The organism is Escherichia sp. KTE159, from assembly GCF_000408805.1.
Lineage (GTDB): Bacteria > Pseudomonadota > Gammaproteobacteria > Enterobacterales > Enterobacteriaceae > Escherichia > Escherichia marmotae.
This window is the reverse complement of sequence record NZ_KE137292.1, coordinates 822,544-843,348: the sequence shown is the minus strand read 5'-3', so window position 1 is coordinate 843,348 and position 20,805 is coordinate 822,544. Positions and strand designations below refer to the sequence as shown.

Annotated in this window: 18 protein-coding genes and 1 pseudogene; 10 read left to right on the top strand and 9 right to left on the bottom strand. The window is 50.8% G+C overall.

Annotated elements, in window-relative coordinates; translation table 11 throughout:
- The first annotated feature begins 6 nt into the window (after positions 1-6).
- Together sulA and ompA are read left to right on the top strand one after the other, a co-directional pair.
- The gene (gene sulA, locus A31E_RS17550; RefSeq protein ID WP_000288698.1) at positions 7-516 is read left to right on the top strand and encodes an SOS-induced cell division inhibitor SulA; all 510 of its coding nucleotides are present in this window, start codon (positions 7-9) and stop codon (positions 514-516) included.
- A 355-nt stretch (positions 517-871) separates the two neighbouring features.
- Entirely contained in the window at positions 872-1,924 is a 1,053-nt protein-coding gene (gene ompA / locus A31E_RS17555; protein ID WP_001516132.1) for a porin OmpA, read from the top strand.
- A gap of 74 nt (positions 1,925-1,998) precedes the next feature.
- Here the strand turns inward: ompA and matP are convergent, their stop codons facing one another.
- Entirely contained in the window at positions 1,999-2,451 is a 453-nt protein-coding gene (gene matP, locus A31E_RS17560; protein WP_001516131.1) for a macrodomain Ter protein MatP, read from the bottom strand.
- 187 nt (positions 2,452-2,638) lie between these two features.
- Here matP and A31E_RS17565 point away from each other — a divergent pair, with 187 nt between their 5' ends.
- Together A31E_RS17565 and fabA are read left to right on the top strand one after the other, a co-directional pair.
- The gene (locus A31E_RS17565; protein WP_000156540.1) at positions 2,639-4,399 is read left to right on the top strand and encodes an AAA family ATPase; all 1,761 of its coding nucleotides are present in this window, start codon (positions 2,639-2,641) and stop codon (positions 4,397-4,399) included.
- Between the two features lie 68 nt (positions 4,400-4,467).
- On the top strand, positions 4,468-4,986 hold the full coding sequence (gene fabA / locus A31E_RS17570) for a bifunctional 3-hydroxydecanoyl-ACP dehydratase/trans-2-decenoyl-ACP isomerase (RefSeq protein WP_000227927.1): 519 nt from the start codon (positions 4,468-4,470) through the stop codon (positions 4,984-4,986).
- Between the two features lie 69 nt (positions 4,987-5,055).
- Here fabA and rmf read toward each other — a convergent pair whose 3' ends face one another.
- The 6 genes from rmf to rlmKL form a co-directional block, all read right to left on the bottom strand.
- The gene (gene rmf, locus A31E_RS17575; RefSeq protein ID WP_000828647.1) at positions 5,056-5,223 is read right to left on the bottom strand and encodes a ribosome modulation factor; all 168 of its coding nucleotides are present in this window, start codon (positions 5,221-5,223) and stop codon (positions 5,056-5,058) included.
- A 255-nt stretch (positions 5,224-5,478) separates the two neighbouring features.
- Complete coding sequence (gene pqiC / locus A31E_RS17580) at positions 5,479-6,042, bottom strand: membrane integrity-associated transporter subunit PqiC (RefSeq protein ID WP_001516130.1); 564 nt, start codon at positions 6,040-6,042, stop codon at positions 5,479-5,481.
- Positions 6,039-7,679, bottom strand: coding sequence for an intermembrane transport protein PqiB (pqiB, locus tag A31E_RS17585; RefSeq protein WP_000445524.1), 1,641 nt, complete (start codon positions 7,677-7,679; stop codon positions 6,039-6,041). Before pqiB ends, pqiC begins: the two co-directional genes overlap by 4 nt.
- Before the next feature lie 4 nt (positions 7,680-7,683).
- Positions 7,684-8,937 (bottom strand): membrane integrity-associated transporter subunit PqiA, encoded by a 1,254-nt coding sequence (gene pqiA / locus A31E_RS17590; RefSeq protein ID WP_000333137.1) that lies wholly within the window; start codon positions 8,935-8,937, stop codon positions 7,684-7,686.
- Between the two features lie 201 nt (positions 8,938-9,138).
- Entirely contained in the window at positions 9,139-11,046 is a 1,908-nt protein-coding gene (locus A31E_RS17595) for an ABC transporter ATP-binding protein (protein WP_000053064.1), read from the bottom strand.
- Between the two features lie 11 nt (positions 11,047-11,057).
- The gene (gene rlmKL, locus A31E_RS17600) at positions 11,058-13,166 is read right to left on the bottom strand and encodes a bifunctional 23S rRNA (guanine(2069)-N(7))-methyltransferase RlmK/23S rRNA (guanine(2445)-N(2))-methyltransferase RlmL (RefSeq protein WP_001086563.1); all 2,109 of its coding nucleotides are present in this window, start codon (positions 13,164-13,166) and stop codon (positions 11,058-11,060) included.
- 244 nt (positions 13,167-13,410) lie between these two features.
- Here rlmKL and A31E_RS17605 point away from each other — a divergent pair, with 244 nt between their 5' ends.
- Entirely contained in the window at positions 13,411-14,520 is a 1,110-nt protein-coding gene (locus A31E_RS17605; RefSeq protein WP_001516128.1) for a YcbX family protein, read from the top strand.
- On the opposite strand, the gene zapC is transcribed toward A31E_RS17605, so the two are convergent.
- Together zapC and pyrD are read right to left on the bottom strand one after the other, a co-directional pair.
- Entirely contained in the window at positions 14,517-15,059 is a 543-nt protein-coding gene (gene zapC / locus A31E_RS17610) for a cell division protein ZapC (protein WP_001220666.1), read from the bottom strand. The genes A31E_RS17605 and zapC overlap by 4 nt on opposite strands.
- 173 nt (positions 15,060-15,232) lie before the next feature.
- Positions 15,233-16,243 carry a quinone-dependent dihydroorotate dehydrogenase gene (gene pyrD, locus A31E_RS17615; protein ID WP_016248560.1) on the bottom strand — a complete coding sequence of 337 codons (1,011 nt, stop codon included), beginning with the start codon at positions 16,241-16,243 and terminating at the stop codon, positions 15,233-15,235.
- A 236-nt stretch (positions 16,244-16,479) separates the two neighbouring features.
- On the opposite strand from pyrD, the gene ssuE reads away from it, so the two are divergent.
- The 5 genes and pseudogenes from ssuE to ssuB all read left to right on the top strand — a co-directional run bounded on the left by ssuE (position 16,480) and on the right by ssuB (position 20,716).
- Positions 16,480-17,055: an NADPH-dependent FMN reductase gene (ssuE, locus tag A31E_RS17620; RefSeq protein WP_001516126.1), complete on the top strand. Its 576-nt coding sequence runs from the start codon at positions 16,480-16,482 to the stop codon at positions 17,053-17,055.
- Positions 17,048-18,007 (top strand): annotated as a pseudogene (locus tag A31E_RS0122270) (sulfonate ABC transporter substrate-binding protein). The gene ssuE and the pseudogene A31E_RS0122270 overlap by 8 nt, the downstream one beginning before the upstream one ends.
- Entirely contained in the window at positions 18,004-19,149 is a 1,146-nt protein-coding gene (gene ssuD, locus A31E_RS17625; RefSeq protein WP_001516124.1) for an FMNH2-dependent alkanesulfonate monooxygenase, read from the top strand. The pseudogene A31E_RS0122270 and the gene ssuD overlap by 4 nt, the downstream one beginning before the upstream one ends.
- Before the next feature lie 11 nt (positions 19,150-19,160).
- Positions 19,161-19,952, top strand: a complete 792-nt coding sequence (ssuC, locus tag A31E_RS17630; RefSeq protein WP_000235185.1) for an aliphatic sulfonate ABC transporter permease SsuC — start codon at positions 19,161-19,163, stop codon at positions 19,950-19,952.
- Entirely contained in the window at positions 19,949-20,716 is a 768-nt protein-coding gene (gene ssuB / locus A31E_RS17635; RefSeq protein ID WP_001090478.1) for an aliphatic sulfonates ABC transporter ATP-binding protein, read from the top strand. The genes ssuC and ssuB overlap by 4 nt, the downstream gene beginning before the upstream one ends.
- Positions 20,717-20,805: the final 89 nt, after the last annotated feature.

Here is a 20,805-nt window from a genome sequence, read left to right as displayed (position 1 = left end):
TTGATTATGTACACTTCAGGCTATGCACATCGTTCTTCGTTGTTCTCATCCGCAACAAGCAAAATCGCGCGTGTCTCTACGGAAAACACTACAGCTGGGCTAATTAGTGAAGTTGTCTATCGCGAAGATCAGCCCATGATGACGCAACTCTTGCTTTTGCCATTATTACAACAACTCGGCCAACAATCGCGTTGGCAGTTATGGTTAACGCCACAACAAAAATTGAGTCGTGAATGGGTTCAGGCTGCTGGACTACCTTTAACGAAAGTGATGCAGATCAACCAGCTTTCCCCTTGCCACACAGTGGAATCAATGGTTCGCGCATTACGCACAGGAAATTACAGCGTGGTGATCGGTTGGTTAGCAGATGATCTGACAGAAGAAGAACATGCTGAACTTGTGGATGCCGCCAATGAAGGTAACGCAATGGGGTTCATTATGCGTCCAGTAAGCGCATCCTCTCACGCCACGAGACAACTTTCCGGGTTAAAAATTCACTCTAATTTGTATCATTAAGTAAATTTAGGATTAATCCTGGAACTTTTTTTACCGTCCGGCTGATGATTTCACTCATGGCTCATTTTCCCTGCGGAGGCTTGTCTGAAGCGGTTTCCGCGATTTTATGCTGTAAATTATCGTTAACAAAAAAGGTTAAACGTACCTTATACAAATCTTTTTTTTCATATGCCTGACGGAGTTCACACTTGTAAGTTTTCAACTACGTTGTAGACTTTACATCGCCAGGGGTGCTCGGCATAAGCCGAAGATATCGGTAGAGTTAATATTGAGCAGATCCCCGGTGAAGGATTTAACCGTGTTATCTCGTTGGAGATATTCATGGCGTATTTTGGATGATAACGAGGCGCAAAAAATGAAAAAGACAGCTATCGCGATTGCAGTGGCACTGGCTGGTTTCGCTACCGTAGCGCAGGCCGCTCCGAAAGATAACACCTGGTACACTGGTGCTAAACTGGGCTGGTCCCAGTACCATGACACTGGTTTCATTCCTAACAATGGTCCGACCCACGAAAACCAACTGGGTGCAGGTGCTTTTGGTGGTTACCAGGTTAACCCGTATGTTGGCTTTGAAATGGGTTACGACTGGTTAGGTCGTATGCCGTACAAAGGCGACAACATCAATGGCGCATACAAAGCTCAGGGCGTTCAACTGACCGCTAAACTGGGTTACCCAATCACTGACGATCTGGACATCTACACTCGTCTGGGTGGTATGGTATGGCGTGCGGACACCAAGGCTAACGTACCTGGTGGCGCATCCTATAAAGACCACGACACCGGCGTTTCCCCGGTATTCGCAGGTGGTGTTGAGTACGCGATCACTCCTGAAATCGCTACCCGTCTGGAATACCAGTGGACCAACAACATCGGTGACGCACACACCATCGGCACTCGTCCGGACAACGGCCTGCTGAGCCTGGGTGTTTCCTACCGTTTCGGTCAGGGCGAAGCAGCTCCAGTAGTTGCTCCGGCTCCAGCTCCGGCACCGGAAGTACAGACCAAGCACTTCACTCTGAAGTCTGACGTTCTGTTCAACTTCAACAAAGCAACCCTGAAACCGGAAGGTCAGGCTGCTCTGGATCAGCTGTACAGCCAACTGAGCAACCTGGATCCGAAAGACGGTTCCGTAGTTGTTCTGGGTTACACTGACCGCATCGGTTCTGACGCTTACAACCAAGCTCTGTCCGAGCGTCGTGCTCAGTCCGTCGTTGATTACCTGATCTCTAAAGGTATCCCGTCTGACAAAATCTCTGCACGTGGTATGGGCGAATCCAACCCGGTTACCGGCAACACCTGTGACAACGTGAAACAGCGCGCTGCACTGATCGACTGCCTGGCTCCGGATCGTCGCGTAGAGATCGAAGTTAAAGGTATCAAAGACGTTGTAACTCAGCCGCAGGCTTAAGTTCTCGTCTGATAAAAAACCCCGCTTCACGCGGGGTTTTTTTCGTCTTCAGTAAAGTAAATAATCTTTGCAAGTTATTCCTTACCCAGCAAGGCCTGCAAATCCTGCTTCAAAGAAGACATTTTATTCGCATATTTTTCTTTGTTTTCTGCATCTTCAATTAGCTGGACAATCGTTTCGGAAAGCGTTTTACCGCGACGCTGCGCAAGACCTGCCAGCCGTTGCCAGACAATAAATTCCAGATCAATTGATTTCTTACGTGTGTACTGATGTTCCGCATTAAAATGGCGTTTCCGTCTGGCCCGAATGGTCTGCTTCATGCGATTGACCAGCTCCGGATTCATATGCTTTTCAATCCAGCCATTAACATGCACGGGTTCATTTTCCAGCGATAGCAACACGTCAACGGCTTCCTGGGCGGCACTGGCTTCCAGGTAACGGGTGATTAACTCCCCTTCACGGTGTTTCTTCACCAGATACTTCCATTTCCAACCGCTTTCCAGATTTTCAAGTTGTTGATATTTCATAGCGATCTCAATGTTACCCTGTAACTCTTTACAGAATATCAGTTTTTTAACTGTGGGATGAAAAGAATCTCGCATCCTGTGATGCTTTAGCGTGAATGCCTGGTCTTTTGTCAGCGCTTTCCACGTGTGCTGAAGTGTCGGTTACGGTATAATCGCATCTTTGACAACAGACTAAAAAACATCAACTTTGACCATTACGAAACTTGCATGGCGTGACTTAGTCCCTGATACCGAAAGCTATCAGGAAGTATTTGCACAGCCACATTTGATTGACGAAAACGAGCCTTTATTCAGTGACATTCAACCGCGGCTGCAATTTGCGCTGGAACAGTTACTGCACGCCCGAGCATCATCCTCTTTTATGCTGGCGAAAGCCCCGGAAGAGTCCGAGTATCTGAATTTCATTGCCGATGCCGCAAGCACGCTACAAAGCGATGCAGGCCAACTGATGGGCGGTCACTATGAGATTTCCGGCCACACCATTCGCTTACGTAACGCCGTTAGCGCAAATGATAATTTCGCAACACTAACGCAAGTCGTCATTGCTGACTGGGTGGAAGCGGAACAACTCTTTGGCTGCCTTCGCCAGTTTAATGGCGACATTACCTTGCAACCAGGGCTGGTGCATCAGGCAAATGGCGGTATTTTAATCATCTCCTTGCGTACACTGCTGGCACAACCTCTGCTGTGGATGCGGCTGAAAAATATCGTCAAGCGCGAACGTTTTGACTGGGTAGCGTTTGATGAGTCGCGCCCCCTCCCTGTCTCTGTTCCTTCAATACCGCTGAAGCTTAAAGTCATTCTGGTCGGTGAACGCGAGTCATTGGCTGATTTTCAGGAGATGGAGCCGGAACTGTCTGAGCAGGCTATTTATAGTGAATTTGAAGATACCCTCCAGATTGTCGATGCGGGATCAGTAAGCCAGTGGTGTCGGTGGGTTACGTTTATCGCCCGACATAACCAGTTACCTGCGCCTGGTGCCGATGCCTGGCCTGTGCTTATCCGCGAAGCCACCCGCTACACAGGTGATCAAGAAACTCTGCCGCTTGGACCGCAGTGGATCCTGCGCCAGTGTAAAGAAGTCGCATCCTTATGCGAAGGCGATAGCTTTACCGGCGAGCAGCTAAACTTGATGCTACAACAGCGGGAATGGCGCGAAGGATTCCTTGCCGAACGGATGCAGGATGAGATCCTTCAGGAGCAGATCCTGATCGAAACCGAAGGTGAACGCGTTGGGCAGATTAACGCTCTTTCGGTTATCGAATTTCCGGGCCATCCGCGCGCTTTTGGCGAACCTTCTCGTATTAGCTGTGTTGTGCATATAGGCGACGGCGAATTTACCGATATCGAACGCAAAGCCGAGCTTGGCGGCAACATACACGCTAAAGGGATGATGATCATGCAGGCGTTCCTGATGTCGGAACTGCAGCTCGAGCAACAGATCCCTTTCTCGGCATCACTGACTTTTGAGCAGTCATATAGCGAAGTGGATGGCGATAGCGCCTCAATGGCTGAACTCTGCGCCCTGATAAGCGCCCTTGCCGATGTACCGGTGAATCAGAGTATCGCTATCACAGGTTCGGTGGATCAATTCGGTCGCGCCCAGCCAGTCGGCGGTTTAAATGAGAAAATTGAAGGTTTCTTCGCTATCTGCCAACAGCGTGAGTTAAGTGGTAAACAAGGCGTGATTATCCCTACGGCTAACGTTCGCCATTTGAGTCTTCACAGCGAACTGGTGAAGGCGGTTGAGGAAGGCAAATTCACAATCTGGGCAGTGGACGATGTCACTGATGCACTGCCTTTATTATTAAATCTGATGTGGGATGGCGAAGGCCAGACGACGTTGATGCAGACCATACAGGAGCGTATTGCGCAAGCATCGCAACAGGAAGGTCGTCACCGTTTTCCGTGGCCATTACGTTGGCTGAACTGGTTTATTCCGAACTGATCGGACTTGTTCAGCGTACACGTGTTAGCTATCCTGCGTGCTTCAATAAAATAAGGCTTACAGAGAACATGGTAGATAAACGCGAATCCTATACAAAAGAAGACCTTCTTGCCTCTGGTCGCGGTGAACTGTTTGGCGCAAAAGGCCCGCAATTGCCAGCGCCGAACATGCTAATGATGGATCGGGTGGTCAAAATGACCGAAACCGGTGGCAACTTCGACAAAGGGTATGTTGAAGCAGAACTGGATATTAACCCGGATCTGTGGTTCTTCGGTTGTCACTTCATCGGTGATCCGGTAATGCCGGGATGTCTGGGCCTGGATGCCATGTGGCAGTTGGTAGGGTTCTACCTGGGCTGGCTGGGCGGCGAAGGTAAAGGCCGCGCACTGGGCGTAGGCGAAGTGAAATTCACTGGTCAGGTTCTACCTACGGCAAAAAAAGTGACCTATCGTATTCACTTTAAACGCATTGTTAACCGTCGCTTGATCATGGGTCTGGCAGACGGCGAAGTACTGGTTGATGGTCGTCTGATCTACACCGCCAGCGATCTGAAAGTTGGTCTGTTCCAGGATACTTCTGCATTCTGATTTAAATCAGGCTGCATATTAAAAGGCGAAACCTCCGCATTGCGGAGGTTTCTTTTTAAAGAGACAGAATCAGGCCATAACTACCCTGTCCGCCATGGCTTCTCGCCAGCCTCCCAGCCATTCTGACCTTTGATTCAGCGTCTGATAGGGACACATTTCTTTTGAGCGTCCGGCGATGCCGGCCTGATAACCACGTTGATGTGCCCGTTCCAGGCGATCTCGTTTTTGTCTCTTCATGCCTCGTTTCCCTCATACTGGTTTCTGGTGGAAAAGAAAACAGTGATTACTAAATGTGCAATCACAGTTAAGCAATACCGCGAATCATAACTGCCGTCAATGCGCAAAATTCACGCCACTGTCATATTTGTGAGCCACACGGACATGTTGGTTGTACAAAAAATGTGAAGCGGAACAAGTTTTTTACTGCGAATTGCACAAAAAAACCGCCTCTGGCAACATGCCGGAGACGGTTATATTTACAAATATTTATAATTAAGGTAGACGCTTTATCTCTTGCGCAATAGCAGCGGCTTCCTGACTCCAGACATTAGCCAGCACTTTGACCATTTCATCGTAACCATCCTGATTTTGTACCCCTTCCAGACGGAACGGCCGTTTGATCAGTTGTCCCTGGTGATTCAATAGCCACTCGCCACTGACAATAACCTTGCCATCATAGCGGCCGTTAAACTCAGTTACGGTTACGTTGAGCGTGTCCTGGGCGCTTCCCAAAGGCTGGGAGGCAACCACCCAACCAGGCAGTTGCGTACTCAGGTTGGCGACCAGGGTGTTGCGCAACTGTTGATCTAGTGGGCTGGCCCACAGGTTGTTGTTGGCAATCACATACTTCACATCGCTGGTTTGATAAACCACGCCATTCCCCGCCAGATAGTCAGGAACTGCGACCTGCTCTACCCATAACAGGCGATTACCCTGGCTGGCGGTACTTTGCGTACCGCTCTGCATAACAGGTAACTGGTAATAGTTTTTATTGATTTCGCCGGAGCTGCATCCGGCCAGCCACAGTGCCGCGATCGTCACTAGCCACTTTTTCATTGTTTCGCCCTCTTCGGCTCTGGATCTTTTTTGTCCTTCGCTTCAAATACCAGCGCGTTGCTCTTCTCATTGAGCGTTTTCAGCACTGGTTGCAATTCACGCAAGACCTGATCAAGACGCTGCATATCCGCCACCATCTTGTTGTAAGCTGCGGAGCCGGGCTGGAAGCCCTGCATACTGCGATTCAGCTCACGCAACGTTGACTGCATATCCGTCGGCAACTGCTGCATCGACTGGCTGGCCAGAATCTTGTTCATACTATCCAGCGTAGTTTGCAGGTTTTTCATCGTGCGCTGGCTTTCCGACAGCGTGCTGGTCGCCTGCTCAATCATCGGATTCAACGGAAGTTTGTTGATCTTATCCAACGCCTCCATCAGTCGCTGCTGGATTTGCGCCAGGCCGCCGCTAACGGTCGGGATAATCTGATAACCATTAAACTCTCGGATCCCAGTTATCGCTGGCGTATTCGGGTAGAAATCGAGATCAACATAGAGTGCGCCAGTAACCAGATTTCCGGTTTTCAGCGATCCACGTAAACCACGCTTCAACAACTCTCCGAGATGCTTAACGACATCCGCATTTTCGCCAAGCTGCATTTTCAGTCGTTCCGGTTCAATGCGAATGAGTACCGGAATACGGTAATCATCATTAAATGTCTGACGCATATTCGGCGCAAAGAAAGGCACCTTACTTACTGTACCCAGGCGAATACCACGGAATTCCACTGGTGCGCCAGGCTGCAGGCCGCGTACCGAATCTTTAAAGAACATCAGATAATCAATGTGATCGGTGTACAGCGAATCCTGAATGCTCTTCTGATCGTCATACAAAACGAATGCTGTTTTCGGTGCAACAGGCTGCCCTAAATCCAGCCCTTCAGGCACGTCAAAGCTGACGCCGCCGCTGAGTAGCGTTGTCAACGAACCCATCTCCACGCGCATTCCCGCTGACGTGAGATCAACCGCAATGCCACTGTCCTTCCAGAAGCGAACATTGCTGGTCACCAGTCGGTCGTAAGGCGCGTTAACAAAGAGCTGGTAACTAATATTACGTTTTTGGGTATCAAACGTGCTGGTTTCCACCGAGCCAACCCGAAAGCCGCGGAATAACACCGGATCCCCCGGAGAAAGTTGCCCGGCTTTTTTACTGTCGAGTATCACCCGAATCCCTTTCGCATCCGGCGGAGCCAGCGGTGGTGAATCAAGCAAATCGTATCTCGTCTGCTTGCCCCCTTTCGCCCCAGGCTGCAGCTCAATATAAACCCCTGACAGCAGAGTCCCCAGGCCGCTAATGCCCTCGCGACCAATCTGCGGTTTTACTACCCAAAAAACGGTATCTTTATGCAGCAGTTTTTCCATACCTGCGTTCAAACGCGCTTTGATTTCAACGTGCGTCAAATCATCAGCCAGTGTGGCGCTTTCAACCACGCCGACATCAACACTACGGCTTTTAATAGTGGTCTTGCCACCTTCTATCCCTTCCGCATTCGCGGTGATCAGGGTCACTTCCGGCCCCTGATGGCTGTAATGATAAAAAAGAACCCACGCTCCTATAAGCGCCGTGACGATAGGAAATATCCACACGGGAGACCAGTTCTTCACTTTCTGGATTTTGGCTTCCCCATTATTAGATTCCATACTGTCAGGACTCCTCATGCTCTGGTTCAGGTTGACGATCCCACGACAAACGCGGGTCAAACGTCATCGCAGAAAACATTGTCATAATGACGACTAAAGCAAACATTAATGCACCCATTGCCGGATAAATACTCATTAAACCTCCCATACGCACCAGCGCCGAGAGCACCGCAATCACGAAAACGTCAATCATTGACCAGCGGCCTACAAACTCAACAACTTCGTAAATCAAATGCATTCTTTCGCTGTCACGCTTGCCGTGTCCTTTGGCATCCCAGCACAACCAGCCAATGGCGATCATTTTTAAGGTCGGAACCATGATACTGGCCAAAAAGATAACCGCAGCGACCGGATAAGAACCTTCGCTCCACAGCAAGATCACCCCGGCGAGAATAGTCGACGGCATCTTTGAACCTAAAAAATCGGTCACCATGATGGGCAAGATATTGGCAGGGAGATACAGCATGATCGACGTAACGAGCAACGCCAGCGTCCATTGCAGACTGTTTTTACGTCGAACATACCCTTTAGTGCTACAGCGTGGGCACACCGGTTCATCGGCAGGAAGGATTGCTGTGCAACAAGAACAGGAGCGCAGCCCCTGGTTAATACCTGTCACCCCCGGTTTCAGCGGCTGATTCAGCGCAGGCATAGGAGCAATATCATCCCATAACCAACGGCGATCGACACACTGAAAGGCACGCAACTGAAGCACGCAGAACAAACACCAGGGAATAAAACTGCTGCCTACGCCAATGCTGCCATAAGCCATCAGTTTAACGAAACTCACCAGTACACCAGCGAGGAAAATCTCCGCCATTCCCCAGGTTTTAAGTTGAAAAAGCACCCGTCCTAAGTGCTCTTTCAGGCGAACTGGCAATTCCGCGCGGTTGACCAATAACAAAATAGTTATCAGGCAAAACGCAGGAACCAGTTGCACAAATAACAGAAAGAAAGTGCCAAGGCTGGCATAGTTTTCGGAAAACAACACGCCAGGAATTTCCAGCAACGTAATTTCGCTGGTTACCCCGGCGACGTTCATTTTCACAAAAGGAAACAGGTTGGACAGCAACAGCATAAACAGTGCAGCCAACGCGTATGCTGTGGGGCGCTGACGTGGGGCATCCCACGCAACAGTTAACGTCGTGCCACACCGGGGACATGCCGCTTTCTGACCATGCTCAAGGTGGGGTAACGCCACCAGCATGTCACACTGCGGGCACAAAATATGCTTCGCGGCATGATGATGTTCGCACATTGGTACTCCTTAATGATGCGCTATTTTACAGATTGCTGACAAAGTATTCGTTTTTCATGCCGGATGCGGCGCGAGCGCCTTTTCCGGCATGATAAATTGTACAAATCCAATAAATTGAGGTTTCCCTCATGCCTGATAAGCGTAGCGCATCAGGCAATTTATCTTTGTCATCAGCCTCTATATCAAACAACTGTTTTGCGATCAGCCACCATTTTTCAACGCTTCAAGATACTCCCAACGCTCAAAAGCTTGTTCCAGCTCCTGCTCAGCAGCAGCCAGATCGGCAAGCACTTTTTGCGTATGTTCATGAGACTGACTGAAGAAGGAGGCATCTGCCACCTGTGCCTGTAAGGCTTCCAGCTTTGCTTCCAGCTCTTCAAGTAATTGCGGGAGCTGTTCCAGTTCGCGCTGCAGTTTATAGCTTAGTTTGCTCGTGCTGCGTTTTACAGTTTCTGCTTTTGGCACAGGCACTTCTTCGGTTTTCTTCACCGCTGGTTGCTTAAGCGCCACATACTGTTCTTGCTGACCGCGAGCGTCGTGATAACCGCCAACATAACGACCGATTTTACCTTCACCTTCAAAGATCCAGCATTCTGTTACGGTGTTATCGACAAACTGACGATCGTGGCTCACCAGCAACACCGTGCCCTGGTAGCTGTCGATGAGTTCTTCAAGCAGTTCCAGCGTTTCGACGTCAAGGTCGTTGGTCGGTTCATCAAGGATCAGTAAGTTACTTGGTTTGAGGAACAGACGCGCCAGCAGCAGACGGTTACGCTCCCCACCAGAAAGTGCACGTACCGGCGTCATCGCCCGTTTCGGATGGAACAGGAAGTCCTGCAAATAGCCCAGCACGTGGCGTGGTTTACCGTTAACCATCACCTCTTGCTTACCTTCTGCCAGGTTATCCATCACCGTTTTATCGGGATCGAGTTCCGCACGATGCTGATCGAAATAAGCCACCTCCAGTTTCGTCCCGACATGGATGCGCCCGCTGTCTGGCTGAAGTTGCCCCAGCATCAGTTTTAACAACGTGGTTTTTCCGCAACCATTCGGGCCAATCAACGCAATTTTGTCGCCACGTTGCACCTGAGCGGAAAAATCTTTCACCAGTTGTTTGCCCTCAACCTGATAGCAAACATCTTCTATTTCAAAGACGATTTTACCGGAGCGGCTGGCCTCTTCGACCTGCATCTTCGCTGTGCCCATTACCTCGCGGCGCTGGCTACGTTCACGACGCATCGCTTTCAGGGCACGTACACGACCTTCATTACGGGTACGACGCGCTTTGATCCCCTGACGGATCCACACCTCTTCCTGTGCCAGCTTGCGATCGAACTCAGCATTTTGTAGTTCTTCCACGCGCAGAGCTTCTTCTTTTTCCAGTAAATACTGGTCGTAATTCCCAGGATAGGTCACCAGCTTACCGCGATCGAGGTCGACAATACGCGTCGCCATATTGCGAATAAATGAACGATCGTGGGAGATGAAAATTATCGTCCCGTTGAATGTTTTGAGGAAACCTTCCAACCAGTCGATAGTTTCGATATCCAGATGGTTGGTCGGTTCGTCGAGCAGTAATACGCGCGGATTGCTAACCAGCGCACGTCCTAATGCCGCTTTACGCAACCAACCGCCAGAAAGCGACGACAGCGCAGCATTGGGATCTAATCCCAATTGTGCCAGTACTTCGTTGATGCGGTTTTCCAGTTGCCACAGGTTATGGTGATCAAGCTGTTCCTGAACTTTCGCCAGTTCGTTAAGATTTTTCTCGCTCGGGTCATTCATCACCAGGCGTGAAATATCGTGGTAGCGTTTCAGGTATTCCGCTTGTTCTTCAATACCTTCAGCGACGAAATCATAAACGCTTCCCTCAACGTTACGCGGCGGATCTTGTTGCAGACGAGCAACGATTAAATCTTGCTCGTAAATAATGCGACCGTCATCCAGCCCCTGTTCACGGTTGAGGATCTTCATTAACGTCGATTTGCCCGCGCCATTACGGCCCACCAGACAAACACGTTCGTTATCTTCGATATGCAGCTCTGCATTATCGAGAAGTGGCGCGTCGCTGAACGACAGCCATGCGCCATGCATACTGATTAATGACATTACTATTCCTTTCAGGCTGCGGTAATCAGCCAGCAGTTGTGGATCTGGCGGTTACGGGCAAAATCCTGGGAAAGTGTTTTTTGCGTAATTTCTTGTGCTTTCAGCCCCAGTTTTGCCAGTCCGTCGAGATCCATACGAAAACCGCGTTTGTTGTTTGAGAACATAATCGTCCCCCCTGCGCGCAGCAGACGCTTCAGATCTTTCATCAGCGCCAGATGATCGCGCTGAACATCAAACGCATCTTCCATTCGTTTTGAGTTAGAGAAGGTTGGCGGATCGATAAAGATTAGATCGAACTGCTCATTAGCCTCACGCAGCCACGCCAGGCAATCGGCCTGAATCAGTCGATGCGCACGGCCAGTTAAGCCATTCAGACGCAGGTTGCGTTCTGCCCACTCCAGATACGTACGCGACATATCCACCGTAGTGGTGCTGCGTGCGCCGCCTAATCCCGCATGCACGGTGGCGCTACCGGTATAGGAGAAGAGGTTGAGGAAATCTTTGCCTTTGCTCATTTGACCGAGCATACGGCGTGCGATGCGGTGATCGAGGAACAGACCAGTATCGAGGTAATCCGTCAGATTCACCCATAAGTGAGCGTTGTATTCAGTGACTTCAAGAAACTCGCCTTTTTCGCCCAGTTTCTGATACTGATTTTTACCCTTCTGCCGTTCACGGGTTTTCAGCACCAGTTTGTTTGGCGCAATCCCCAATACCGAAATGGTCGCGGCGATAATATCGAACAGGCGCTGACGCGCTTTGTGCGCATCAATCGTTTTCGGCGGCGCATACTCCTGCACCACCACCCAGTCAGCATAGCGGTCAACGGCAACGTTGTATTCCGGCAAATCGGCGTCATACAGGCGATAACATTCAATCCCTTCCTGGCGTGCCCACTTCTCGAACTTTTTCAGGTTTTTACGCAGACGGTTAGCGTAATCTTCCGCCACCATCGCTGGTTTGCTGTCCGGAGTACTTTCGGCAACGTGGTAATTTTTCTGCACGCAGTCCAGCGGTCCGTTTTTCGCTTTGTACTGTTTGTCTGCGCGCAGTTGCAGGCAACTTAACAGATCCGGCGAAGCGCTGAATAAAGAGAGATTCCAGCCACCAAACTGGTTTTTCATGGTTCGACCCAGCAGGCTATGTAGCGCAATCAGCGCCGGTTCGCTGTCCAGACGTTCACCGTATGGCGGGTTGCTCAGTACTGTACCGTACGGCCCTTTTGGCAGCGGATTGGTCAGTTGCGCGACATCTTTCACTTCAAAAGTAATCAGTTCGCCAATACCGGCGAGGCGGGCGTTAGTGCGTGCGCGTTGAATCACCCGCGCATCGCTGTCGGAACCGTAAAAATGAGAGCTGTATTCCGCCAGACCTTTACGGGCACGGGTCTGTGCTTCAGCTTTTACTTCCTGCCAGATGGCTTCGTCGTGCTGCGCCCAGCCGCTAAATCCCCAACGCCCACGGTGCAAGCCCGGTGCGCGATCGGTCGCCAGCATCGCCGCTTCAATCAGCAACGTACCGGAACCACACATCGGATCGAGCAATGGTGTTCCCGGCTGCCAGCCGGAACGCATTACAATAGCCGCCGCCAGGGTTTCTTTGATTGGCGCAATACCCGCACGATCGCGATAGCCACGCAGATGTAAACCGTCACCGCTTAAGTCGAGAGCAATGCTGGCGGTTTCTTTATTCAGCCAGACGTTAACGCGGATATCCGGCGTATCGCGATCAACATTCGGACGCGGCAGATTCTTACGCGTGAAAGCATCAACGATGGCATCTTTCACTTTCATCGCGCCATACTGGCTGTTACGGATGGTGTCATTCAAGCCGCTGAAGTGAACAGCGAAGGTCGCGCCTGGATTAAACATCTCTGTCCAGTTGATCGCCTGAACACCGAGATAGAGGTCTAAATCGCTGTAAACCTTGCACTCGCTCAGCGGCAACATAATACGCGAGGCCAGGCGGCTCCACATCAGGCTCTGGTAAACAAGCCGCGTGTCGCCCTTGAAATGGACCCCACCCTGAACCACCTGGCATTCAACGGCCCCCAGGTTTTCCAGTTCAGTTTTTAACAGCTCTTCCAGCCCACGGGCCGTACTGGCAAACAGAGAATTCATATCGTCACTTTTACTCTAAGAGCCTACCGCAGTAGGCGTAATTGTTGCAGTCAGTCAGGAGATGGGCAGCGCGGAGAAACCGGTGCGTACACGTAGCACCTAATGATTTCGGGCGCAGCCCAGGGCCGAACTGACAAATAAAATAGCCTATTGGTATAGGCTCTAAGAAAATTGTTGCGCATTATAGCTAATAAGTGCGTCATGTCATAAAGTTGAGGGCTTATTTTCATTTGAGGACCGCTCCGTGGCGACATTAACCCGGCTTTTTATTCATCCTGTTAAATCCATGCGCGGCATTGGTCTGACACACGCTCTTGCAGATATCAGCGGGCTGGCCTTCGATCGAATTTTTATGCTGACAGAACCCGACGGCACATTTATTACCGCCCGTCAGTTTCCACAGATGGTGCGATTTACCCCCTCTCCCGTTCATGACGGTCTGCATCTCACTGCGCCCGATGGCAGCAGCGCGTGGGTACGCTTTGCCGATTTCGCCGTACAGGACGCACCAACGGAAGTGTGGGGCAACCATTTTACTGCACGTATTGCTCCAGCCACGATCAACACATGGTTAAGTGGATTTTTCTCCCGCGAAGTGCAGTTGCGCTGGGTGGGGCCGCAGATGACGCGGCGCGTAAAACGCCACAACACTGTACCCCTGTCATTCGCTGATGGCTATCCGTATCTACTCGCGAATGAATCCTCATTACGTGATGTACAGCAACGCTGTCCGGCAAGCGTCAGAATGGAACAATTCCGCCCCAATCTGGTTGTTTCTGGCGTGCCTGCGTGGGAAGAAGACACCTGGAAAGTGATTCGTATTGGCGATGTGGTGTTCGATGTGGTGAAGCCATGTAGCCGTTGTATTTTCACCACCGTTAGCCCGGAAAAAGGGCAAAAGCATCCGGCTGGCGAACCATTAAAAACGTTGCAATCTTTCCGTACTGCCCAGGATAACGGTGATGTCGATTTCGGTCAGAACCTGATTGCCCGCAACAGCGGTGTTATTCGTGTTGGCGATGAAGTGGAAATTCTGGCAACGGCACCGGCAAAAGCCTACGGCGCAGCCGCAGCGGACGACACTTTCCCAGCGACACAACAAGCGGACGCAAATGTAGATATCGACTGGCAAGGGCAGGCATTTCGCGGTAATAACCAACAGGTATTACTGGAACAATTAGAAAATCAAGGGATTCGTATTCCCTATTCTTGCCGTGCTGGCATCTGCGGAAGTTGTCGTATCCAGCTTCTGGAAGGCGAAGTCACCCCGCTGAAAAAATCAGCTATGAGCGACGACGGAACAATTCTTTGCTGTAGTTGTGTGCCGAAGAGTGCATTGAAACTGAAAGGTTAAACGGCTTGTTCAAGGCTGACGCTGTCATAACTCACGTGCGGTCTCAGCCTGTCATTCATAATTTTGATAGCGTCACCCAGTTGCATGGCGCGCCCGGCGATGACGACGCAAGGCTGTGCCAGCAGGCACAGTGCAGCATTTTCGCCAGATTCAATAACCAGTAAATTGACTTGCTCATTGGTGTCGCTTAACCAGACACAGGCTGCATCACCCGATACTGGTGCCCACATTTCGCCATGAGAAACAAAATGCCAGCTTTTCGGCATTTGCGGTTTGAGGTAACGAATCGCCACCAGCGCATTAAGCACCAGTTCGGCTTTTTGTTCTTTTGATAAGTTAAGGTCGCGGCATTTTTCTTCAAACGTGAAATAGAGCGCGGCGTCATCAACGCAAAATCCCGCAGGAGAAAAAGCATCCGGTGTCAGCATTTTACGAGCAAAACGTGAGCGAAATAGCATACCATTGGCTAAATCAAGCATCATTCGATCATGCTCTTCATCGTAATACCAACGCCAGTTATCATCTGGTTTAATTCGCATATGCCTCTCCTCTACCCTATAAATCTACCGCAACACATTCCATTGTCGCTTTGCTTAATAACCTCAACAAGAAAAGTACAAAATATCTAAATAAGTAACAGGAATGAATATAAAACAACCAGGGCTGAAAATAAAGCCCTGATTATCTTATAAAGAGAAAATGAAAGAAATAATTAGATATGGGTAATGATTTCTTTAATCAGCGGCGGGCCTTTAAAAATAAAACCAGAATAAATTTGCACCAGTGATGCACCCGCAGCAATCTTCTCACGGGCGGCGATGACCGAGTCAATACCACCAACACCAATGATTGGTAAACGGCCGTTTAATTCCTGCGACAAGCGGCGAATAATTTCTGTACTCTTTAATTGTAACGGGCGACCACTTAAACCACCGGTTTGCTCGCAATTTTTCATTCCCTGAACTAAAGAACGATCGAGGGTGGTATTAGTCGCAATAACACCATCAATATTATGGCGAACCAAACTATCGGCCACCTGGATCAACTCATCTTCAGAAAGATCCGGCGCGATCTTCACTGCAATTGGCACATATTTATGGTGGATCGCCTGTAAATCATTTTGCTTATTTTTAATTGCAGTTAATAAATCATCCAGTGCTTCGCCATATTGTAAAGTGCGTAATCCTGGGGTGTTTGGCGATGAAATATTGATGGCAATATATCCCGCATAGGCGTAGATTTTTTCCATACAAATCAGATAGTCATCTTTACCCTGCTCTACCGGCGTATCTTTATTTTTGCCGATGTTAATTCCCAGAACACCGTCATAATGGGCTTTTTTAACGTTCTCTACGAGATTATCAACGCCGAGGTTATTAAAGCCCATACGGTTGATCAAACCTTCCGCATCCACCAGGCGAAAGAGACGAGGCTTATCGTTTCCTGGCTGTGGACGCGGGGTGACAGTACCGATCTCGATCGATCCAAATCCCATTGCACCTAAAGCGTCAATACACTCCCCGTCTTTATCAAGACCGGCAGCCAGACCAAGCGGGTTTTTAAAGGTCAGTCCCATGCAGTTAACCGGTTTCGCTGGAACGTTCTGCCGAACAAGTGCTTCAAACGGCGTTCCGGTAATGCGGCGTAATTGCTGAAAAGTAAATTCATGAGCGCGCTCAGGATCGAGCTGGAAAAGGGCTTTACGAACGAAGGGGTAGTACATGAACTCTCCTGGATTCCCGGTGTGCAAACCGGGGGCGTATTATGTGCGAGTTCAGCCAAAAAGGGAATTGACCTGCGGCAATAAATAGCAAACGTTTTCTTATTGCGCCTTTTTTATGCTTTTTTTGGCTTTCCTTCACCAGATAAATCATTTCGACTCACCAGCTCCCTCTGTCAGACTGACCCAATTGTTATCAATGTTAACGAAATAAGAACAATTAGTTATAAGGAGAGAGTATGCGTGTCATTACCCTGGCTGGAAGTCCTCGCTTTCCTTCTCGCTCCAGTTCCTTACTGGAATATGCGCGAGAAAAGCTGAATAGCCTGGATGTGGAGGTTTATCACTGGAATCTGCAAAACTTCGCCCCGGAAGATTTGCTCTATGCACGTTTCGACAGCCCGGCCCTGAAAACTTTCACTGCACAACTGCAAGAGGCTGACGGGCTGATTGTCGCGACCCCCGTCTACAAAGCGGCTTATTCCGGGGCGTTAAAAACCCTTCTCGACCTGCTACCTGAACGCGCACTGCAAGGCAAAGTGGTTTTACCACTGGCAACAGGCGGCACAGTGGCTCATCTATTGGCGGTCGATTACGCACTCAAACCGGTACTAAGCGCTTTAAAAGCGCAGGAGATCCTGCACGGTGTGTTTGCCGATGACTCGCAGGTGATTGATTTCCAGCATAAGCCGCAATTCACGCCGAATCTGCAATCCCGTCTTGATGTCGCACTCGAAGCCTTCTGGCAGGCGTTGCACCGTCGTGATGTCCAGGTTCCTGATCTTTTCTCTCTACGAGGAAACGCCCATGCGTAACATATTTAAACTGGCGCTGGCGGGATTACTTAGCGTCACTACGCTCGCGGTTGCTGCGGAGTCTTCGCCTGAAGCGTTACGGATAGGTTATCAGAAAGGCAGCATCAGCATGGTGCTGGCAAAAAGCCATCAACTCCTGGAAAAACGCTATCCGCAAACAAAAATTTCATGGGTGGAATTTCCTGCGGGTCCACAGATGCTGGAAGCACTCAACATCGGCAGTATTGATCTTGGCAGCACGGGCGACATTCCACCTATCTTTGCCCAAGTTGCTGGTGCGGATTTGGTATACGTCGGTGTCGAGCCGCCAAAACCAAAAGCCGAAGTCATTCTGGTGCCAGAAAACAGTCCCATAAAAACCGTGGCTGAACTGAAGGGCCACAAAGTCGCATTTCAGAAAGGTTCCAGTTCGCACAACCTGTTACTACGCGCACTGCAACAGGCCGGGCTTAAATTCACCGATATCCAGCCCACTTACCTGACACCTGCTGATGCCCGCGCGGCCTTCCAGCAAGGTAACGTAGATGCCTAGGCCATCTGGGATCCTTACTACTCTGCTGCATTATTACAGGGTGGTGTGCGGGTATTAAAAGATGGTACTGGTCTGAATCAGACCGGGTCGTTTTATCTGGCGGCCCGCCCCTATGCAGAAAAAAACGGTGCCTTTATTCAGGGCGTACTGGAGACCTTTAGCCAGGCCGATGCGTTAACCCACAGCCAGCGCGAGCAAAGTATCACCTTGCTGGCAAAAACGATGGGCTTACCGGCACCGGTAATAGCCTCTTATCTTGGCCACCGTCCTCCCACCACCATCAAACCAGTGAGTGCCGAGGTTGCCGCTTTACAGCAACATACTGCCGACCTGTTTTATGAAAATCATCTGCTGCCGAAAAAAGTCGATATTCGCCAGCGCATCTGGCACCCCACTCAACTGGAAGGAAAACAATTATGAGTCTGAATATATTCTGGTTTTTACCTACGCACGGTGACGGTCATTATCTGGGAACGGAAACAGAGTCTCGTCCGGTTGATCACGGTTATCTGCAACAGATCGCGCAAGCGGCGGATCGTCTTGGCTATACCGGCGTGCTGATCCCTACGGGCCGTTCCTGCGAAGATGCGTGGCTGGTGGCGGCGTCGATGATCCCGGTTACGCAAAGGCTGAAGTTTCTTGTCGCCCTGCGCCCTGGTGTAACGTCACCTACCGTTGCCGCCCGCCAGGCCGCCACGCTCGACCGTCTGTCGAATGGCCGTGCGTTGTTTAACCTGGTAACAGGCAGCGATCCACAAGAACTGGCGGGAGACGGCGTGTTCCTCGACCACAGCGAGCGTTACGCAGCCTCGGCGGAATTTACTCAGGTCTGGCGACGTTTATTGCAGGGAGAAACTGTCGATTTCAACGGTAAGCATATTCATGTGCGCGGGGCAAAACTGCTCTTTGCACCGATTCAACAACCGTATCCTCCGCTTTACTTTGGCGGATCGTCAGACGTCGCCCAGGATCTGGCCGCAGAACAAGTTGATCTTTATCTCACCTGGGGCGAGCCGCCAGCACTGGTAAAAGAGAAGATCGAGCAAGTGCGGGCAAAAGCGGCCGCACATGGTCGCAAAATTCGTTTCGGTATTCGCCTCCATGTGATTGTCCGCGAAACCAACGACGAAGCGTGGCAGGCCGCAGAACGGTTAATCTCCCATCTTGATGATGACACCATCGCCAGAGCACAGGCTGCATTTGCCCGCACGGATTCCGTGGGGCAACAGCGAATGGCTGCGTTGCATAACGGCAAGCGCGACAACCTGGAGATCAGCCCCAATTTATGGGCAGGCGTTGGTCTGGTACGCGGCGGTGCGGGGACGGCGCTGGTAGGCGATGGTCCGACAGTCGCCGCACGAATCAACGAATACGCCGCGCTTGGCATCGACAGTTTTGTCCTCTCAGGATATCCACATCTGGAAGAAGCGTATCGGGTTGGCGAATTACTGTTCCCACATCTGGATGTTGCCATTCCACAGATTCCCCAACCACAGCCATTGAACCTGCAAGGCGAAGCGGTAGCGAATGAGTTCATCCCACGTAATGTCGCGCAAAGCTAAGGAAGAAAATGATGGCAACGCCAGTGAAGAAGTGGTTATTGCGCGTTGCCCCCTGGTTTTTACCGGTGGGCATCGTGGCGGTGTGGCAACTGGCCTCCTCGGTTGGCTGGCTGTCGACGCGTATTTTGCCCTCTCCGGAAGGAGTGGTGGCCGCGTTCTGGACGCTCTCGGCCAGCGGTGAGCTGTGGCAGCATCTGGCGATCAGCTCCTGGCGGGCGCTGATTGGTTTTTCGATTGGCGGATCGCTGGGGTTGATTCTGGGATTGATTAGCGGCCTGTCGCGCTGGGGAGAACGGTTGCTGGACAGCTCAATTCAAATGTTGCGCAACGTGCCGCATCTGGCGCTGATCCCGCTGGTGATTTTGTGGTTTGGCATTGATGAGTCTGCAAAAATTTTCCTGGTAGCGCTCGGCACGCTGTTCCCCATTTATATCAATACCTGGCACGGCATCCGTAATATCGATCGCGGGCTGGTGGAGATGGCGCGTAGCTATGGCTTATCCGGCTTGCCGCTGTTTGTGCATGTGATCCTGCCTGGTGCCCTGCCCTCAATTATGGTCGGCGTGCGTTTTGCGTTGGGCCTGATGTGGCTGACGCTGATTGTTGCCGAAACCATCTCTGCCAATTCTGGCATTGGTTATCTGGCGATGAATGCGCGGGAGTTTCTGCAAACGGATGTCGTCGTCGTCGCCATTATTCTCTACGCCCTGCTCGGCAAACTTGCTGACATTAGCGCCCAATTGCTAGAGCGTCTCTGGTTGCGCTGGAATCCGGCTTATCATCTGAAGGAGGCCACGGCATGAATACTGCCCGTCTGAACCAGGGTACACCACTGCTACTTAATGCGGTGAGCAAACATTACGCAGAAAATATCGTGCTGAATCAACTGGATTTGCATATTCCGGCAGGTCAGTTTGTGGCTGTTGTTGGTCGTAGCGGCGGCGGTAAAAGTACTCTGCTGCGTCTGCTGGCGGGGCTGGAAACACCAACCGCAGGTGATGTACTGGCGGGTATAACACCGCTGGCCGAGATTCAGGATGATACGCGGATGATGTTTCAGGATGCGCGTCTGCTGCCATGGAAATCGGTGATTGATAACGTTGGGTTAGGTCTTAAAGGCCAATGGCGCGATGCGGCGCATCAGGCACTGGCTGCGGTAGGGCTGGAAAATCGTGCCGGGGAATGGCCTGCCGCACTTTCTGGCGGGCAGAAACAGCGTGTGGCGCTGGCAAGAGCGTTGATTCATCGTCCGGGTTTATTGTTGCTCGATGAACCGCTGGGCGCACTGGACGCCTTAACGCGACTGGAGATGCAGGATTTAATTGTGTCACTTTGGCAGGAGCACGGCTTTACCGTCTTGCTGGTGACGCATGATGTGAGCGAAGCGGTAGCGATGGCTGACCGGGTGCTGTTGATTGAAGAGGGAAAGATTGGCCTGGATTTGACGGTGGATATTCCTCGCCCGCGCCGATTAGGGTCAGTACGGTTAGCGGAACTGGAAGCGGAAGTGTTACAGCGGGTGATGCAGCGAGGGCATTCTGAACAACCAATTCGGCGTCATGGTTAACATGCCAGATGCGGCGTGAACGCCTTATCAGCCTACAAAACCAACAATTCCAACGGGTTTGTAGGCCTGATAAGACGCGCCAGCGTCGC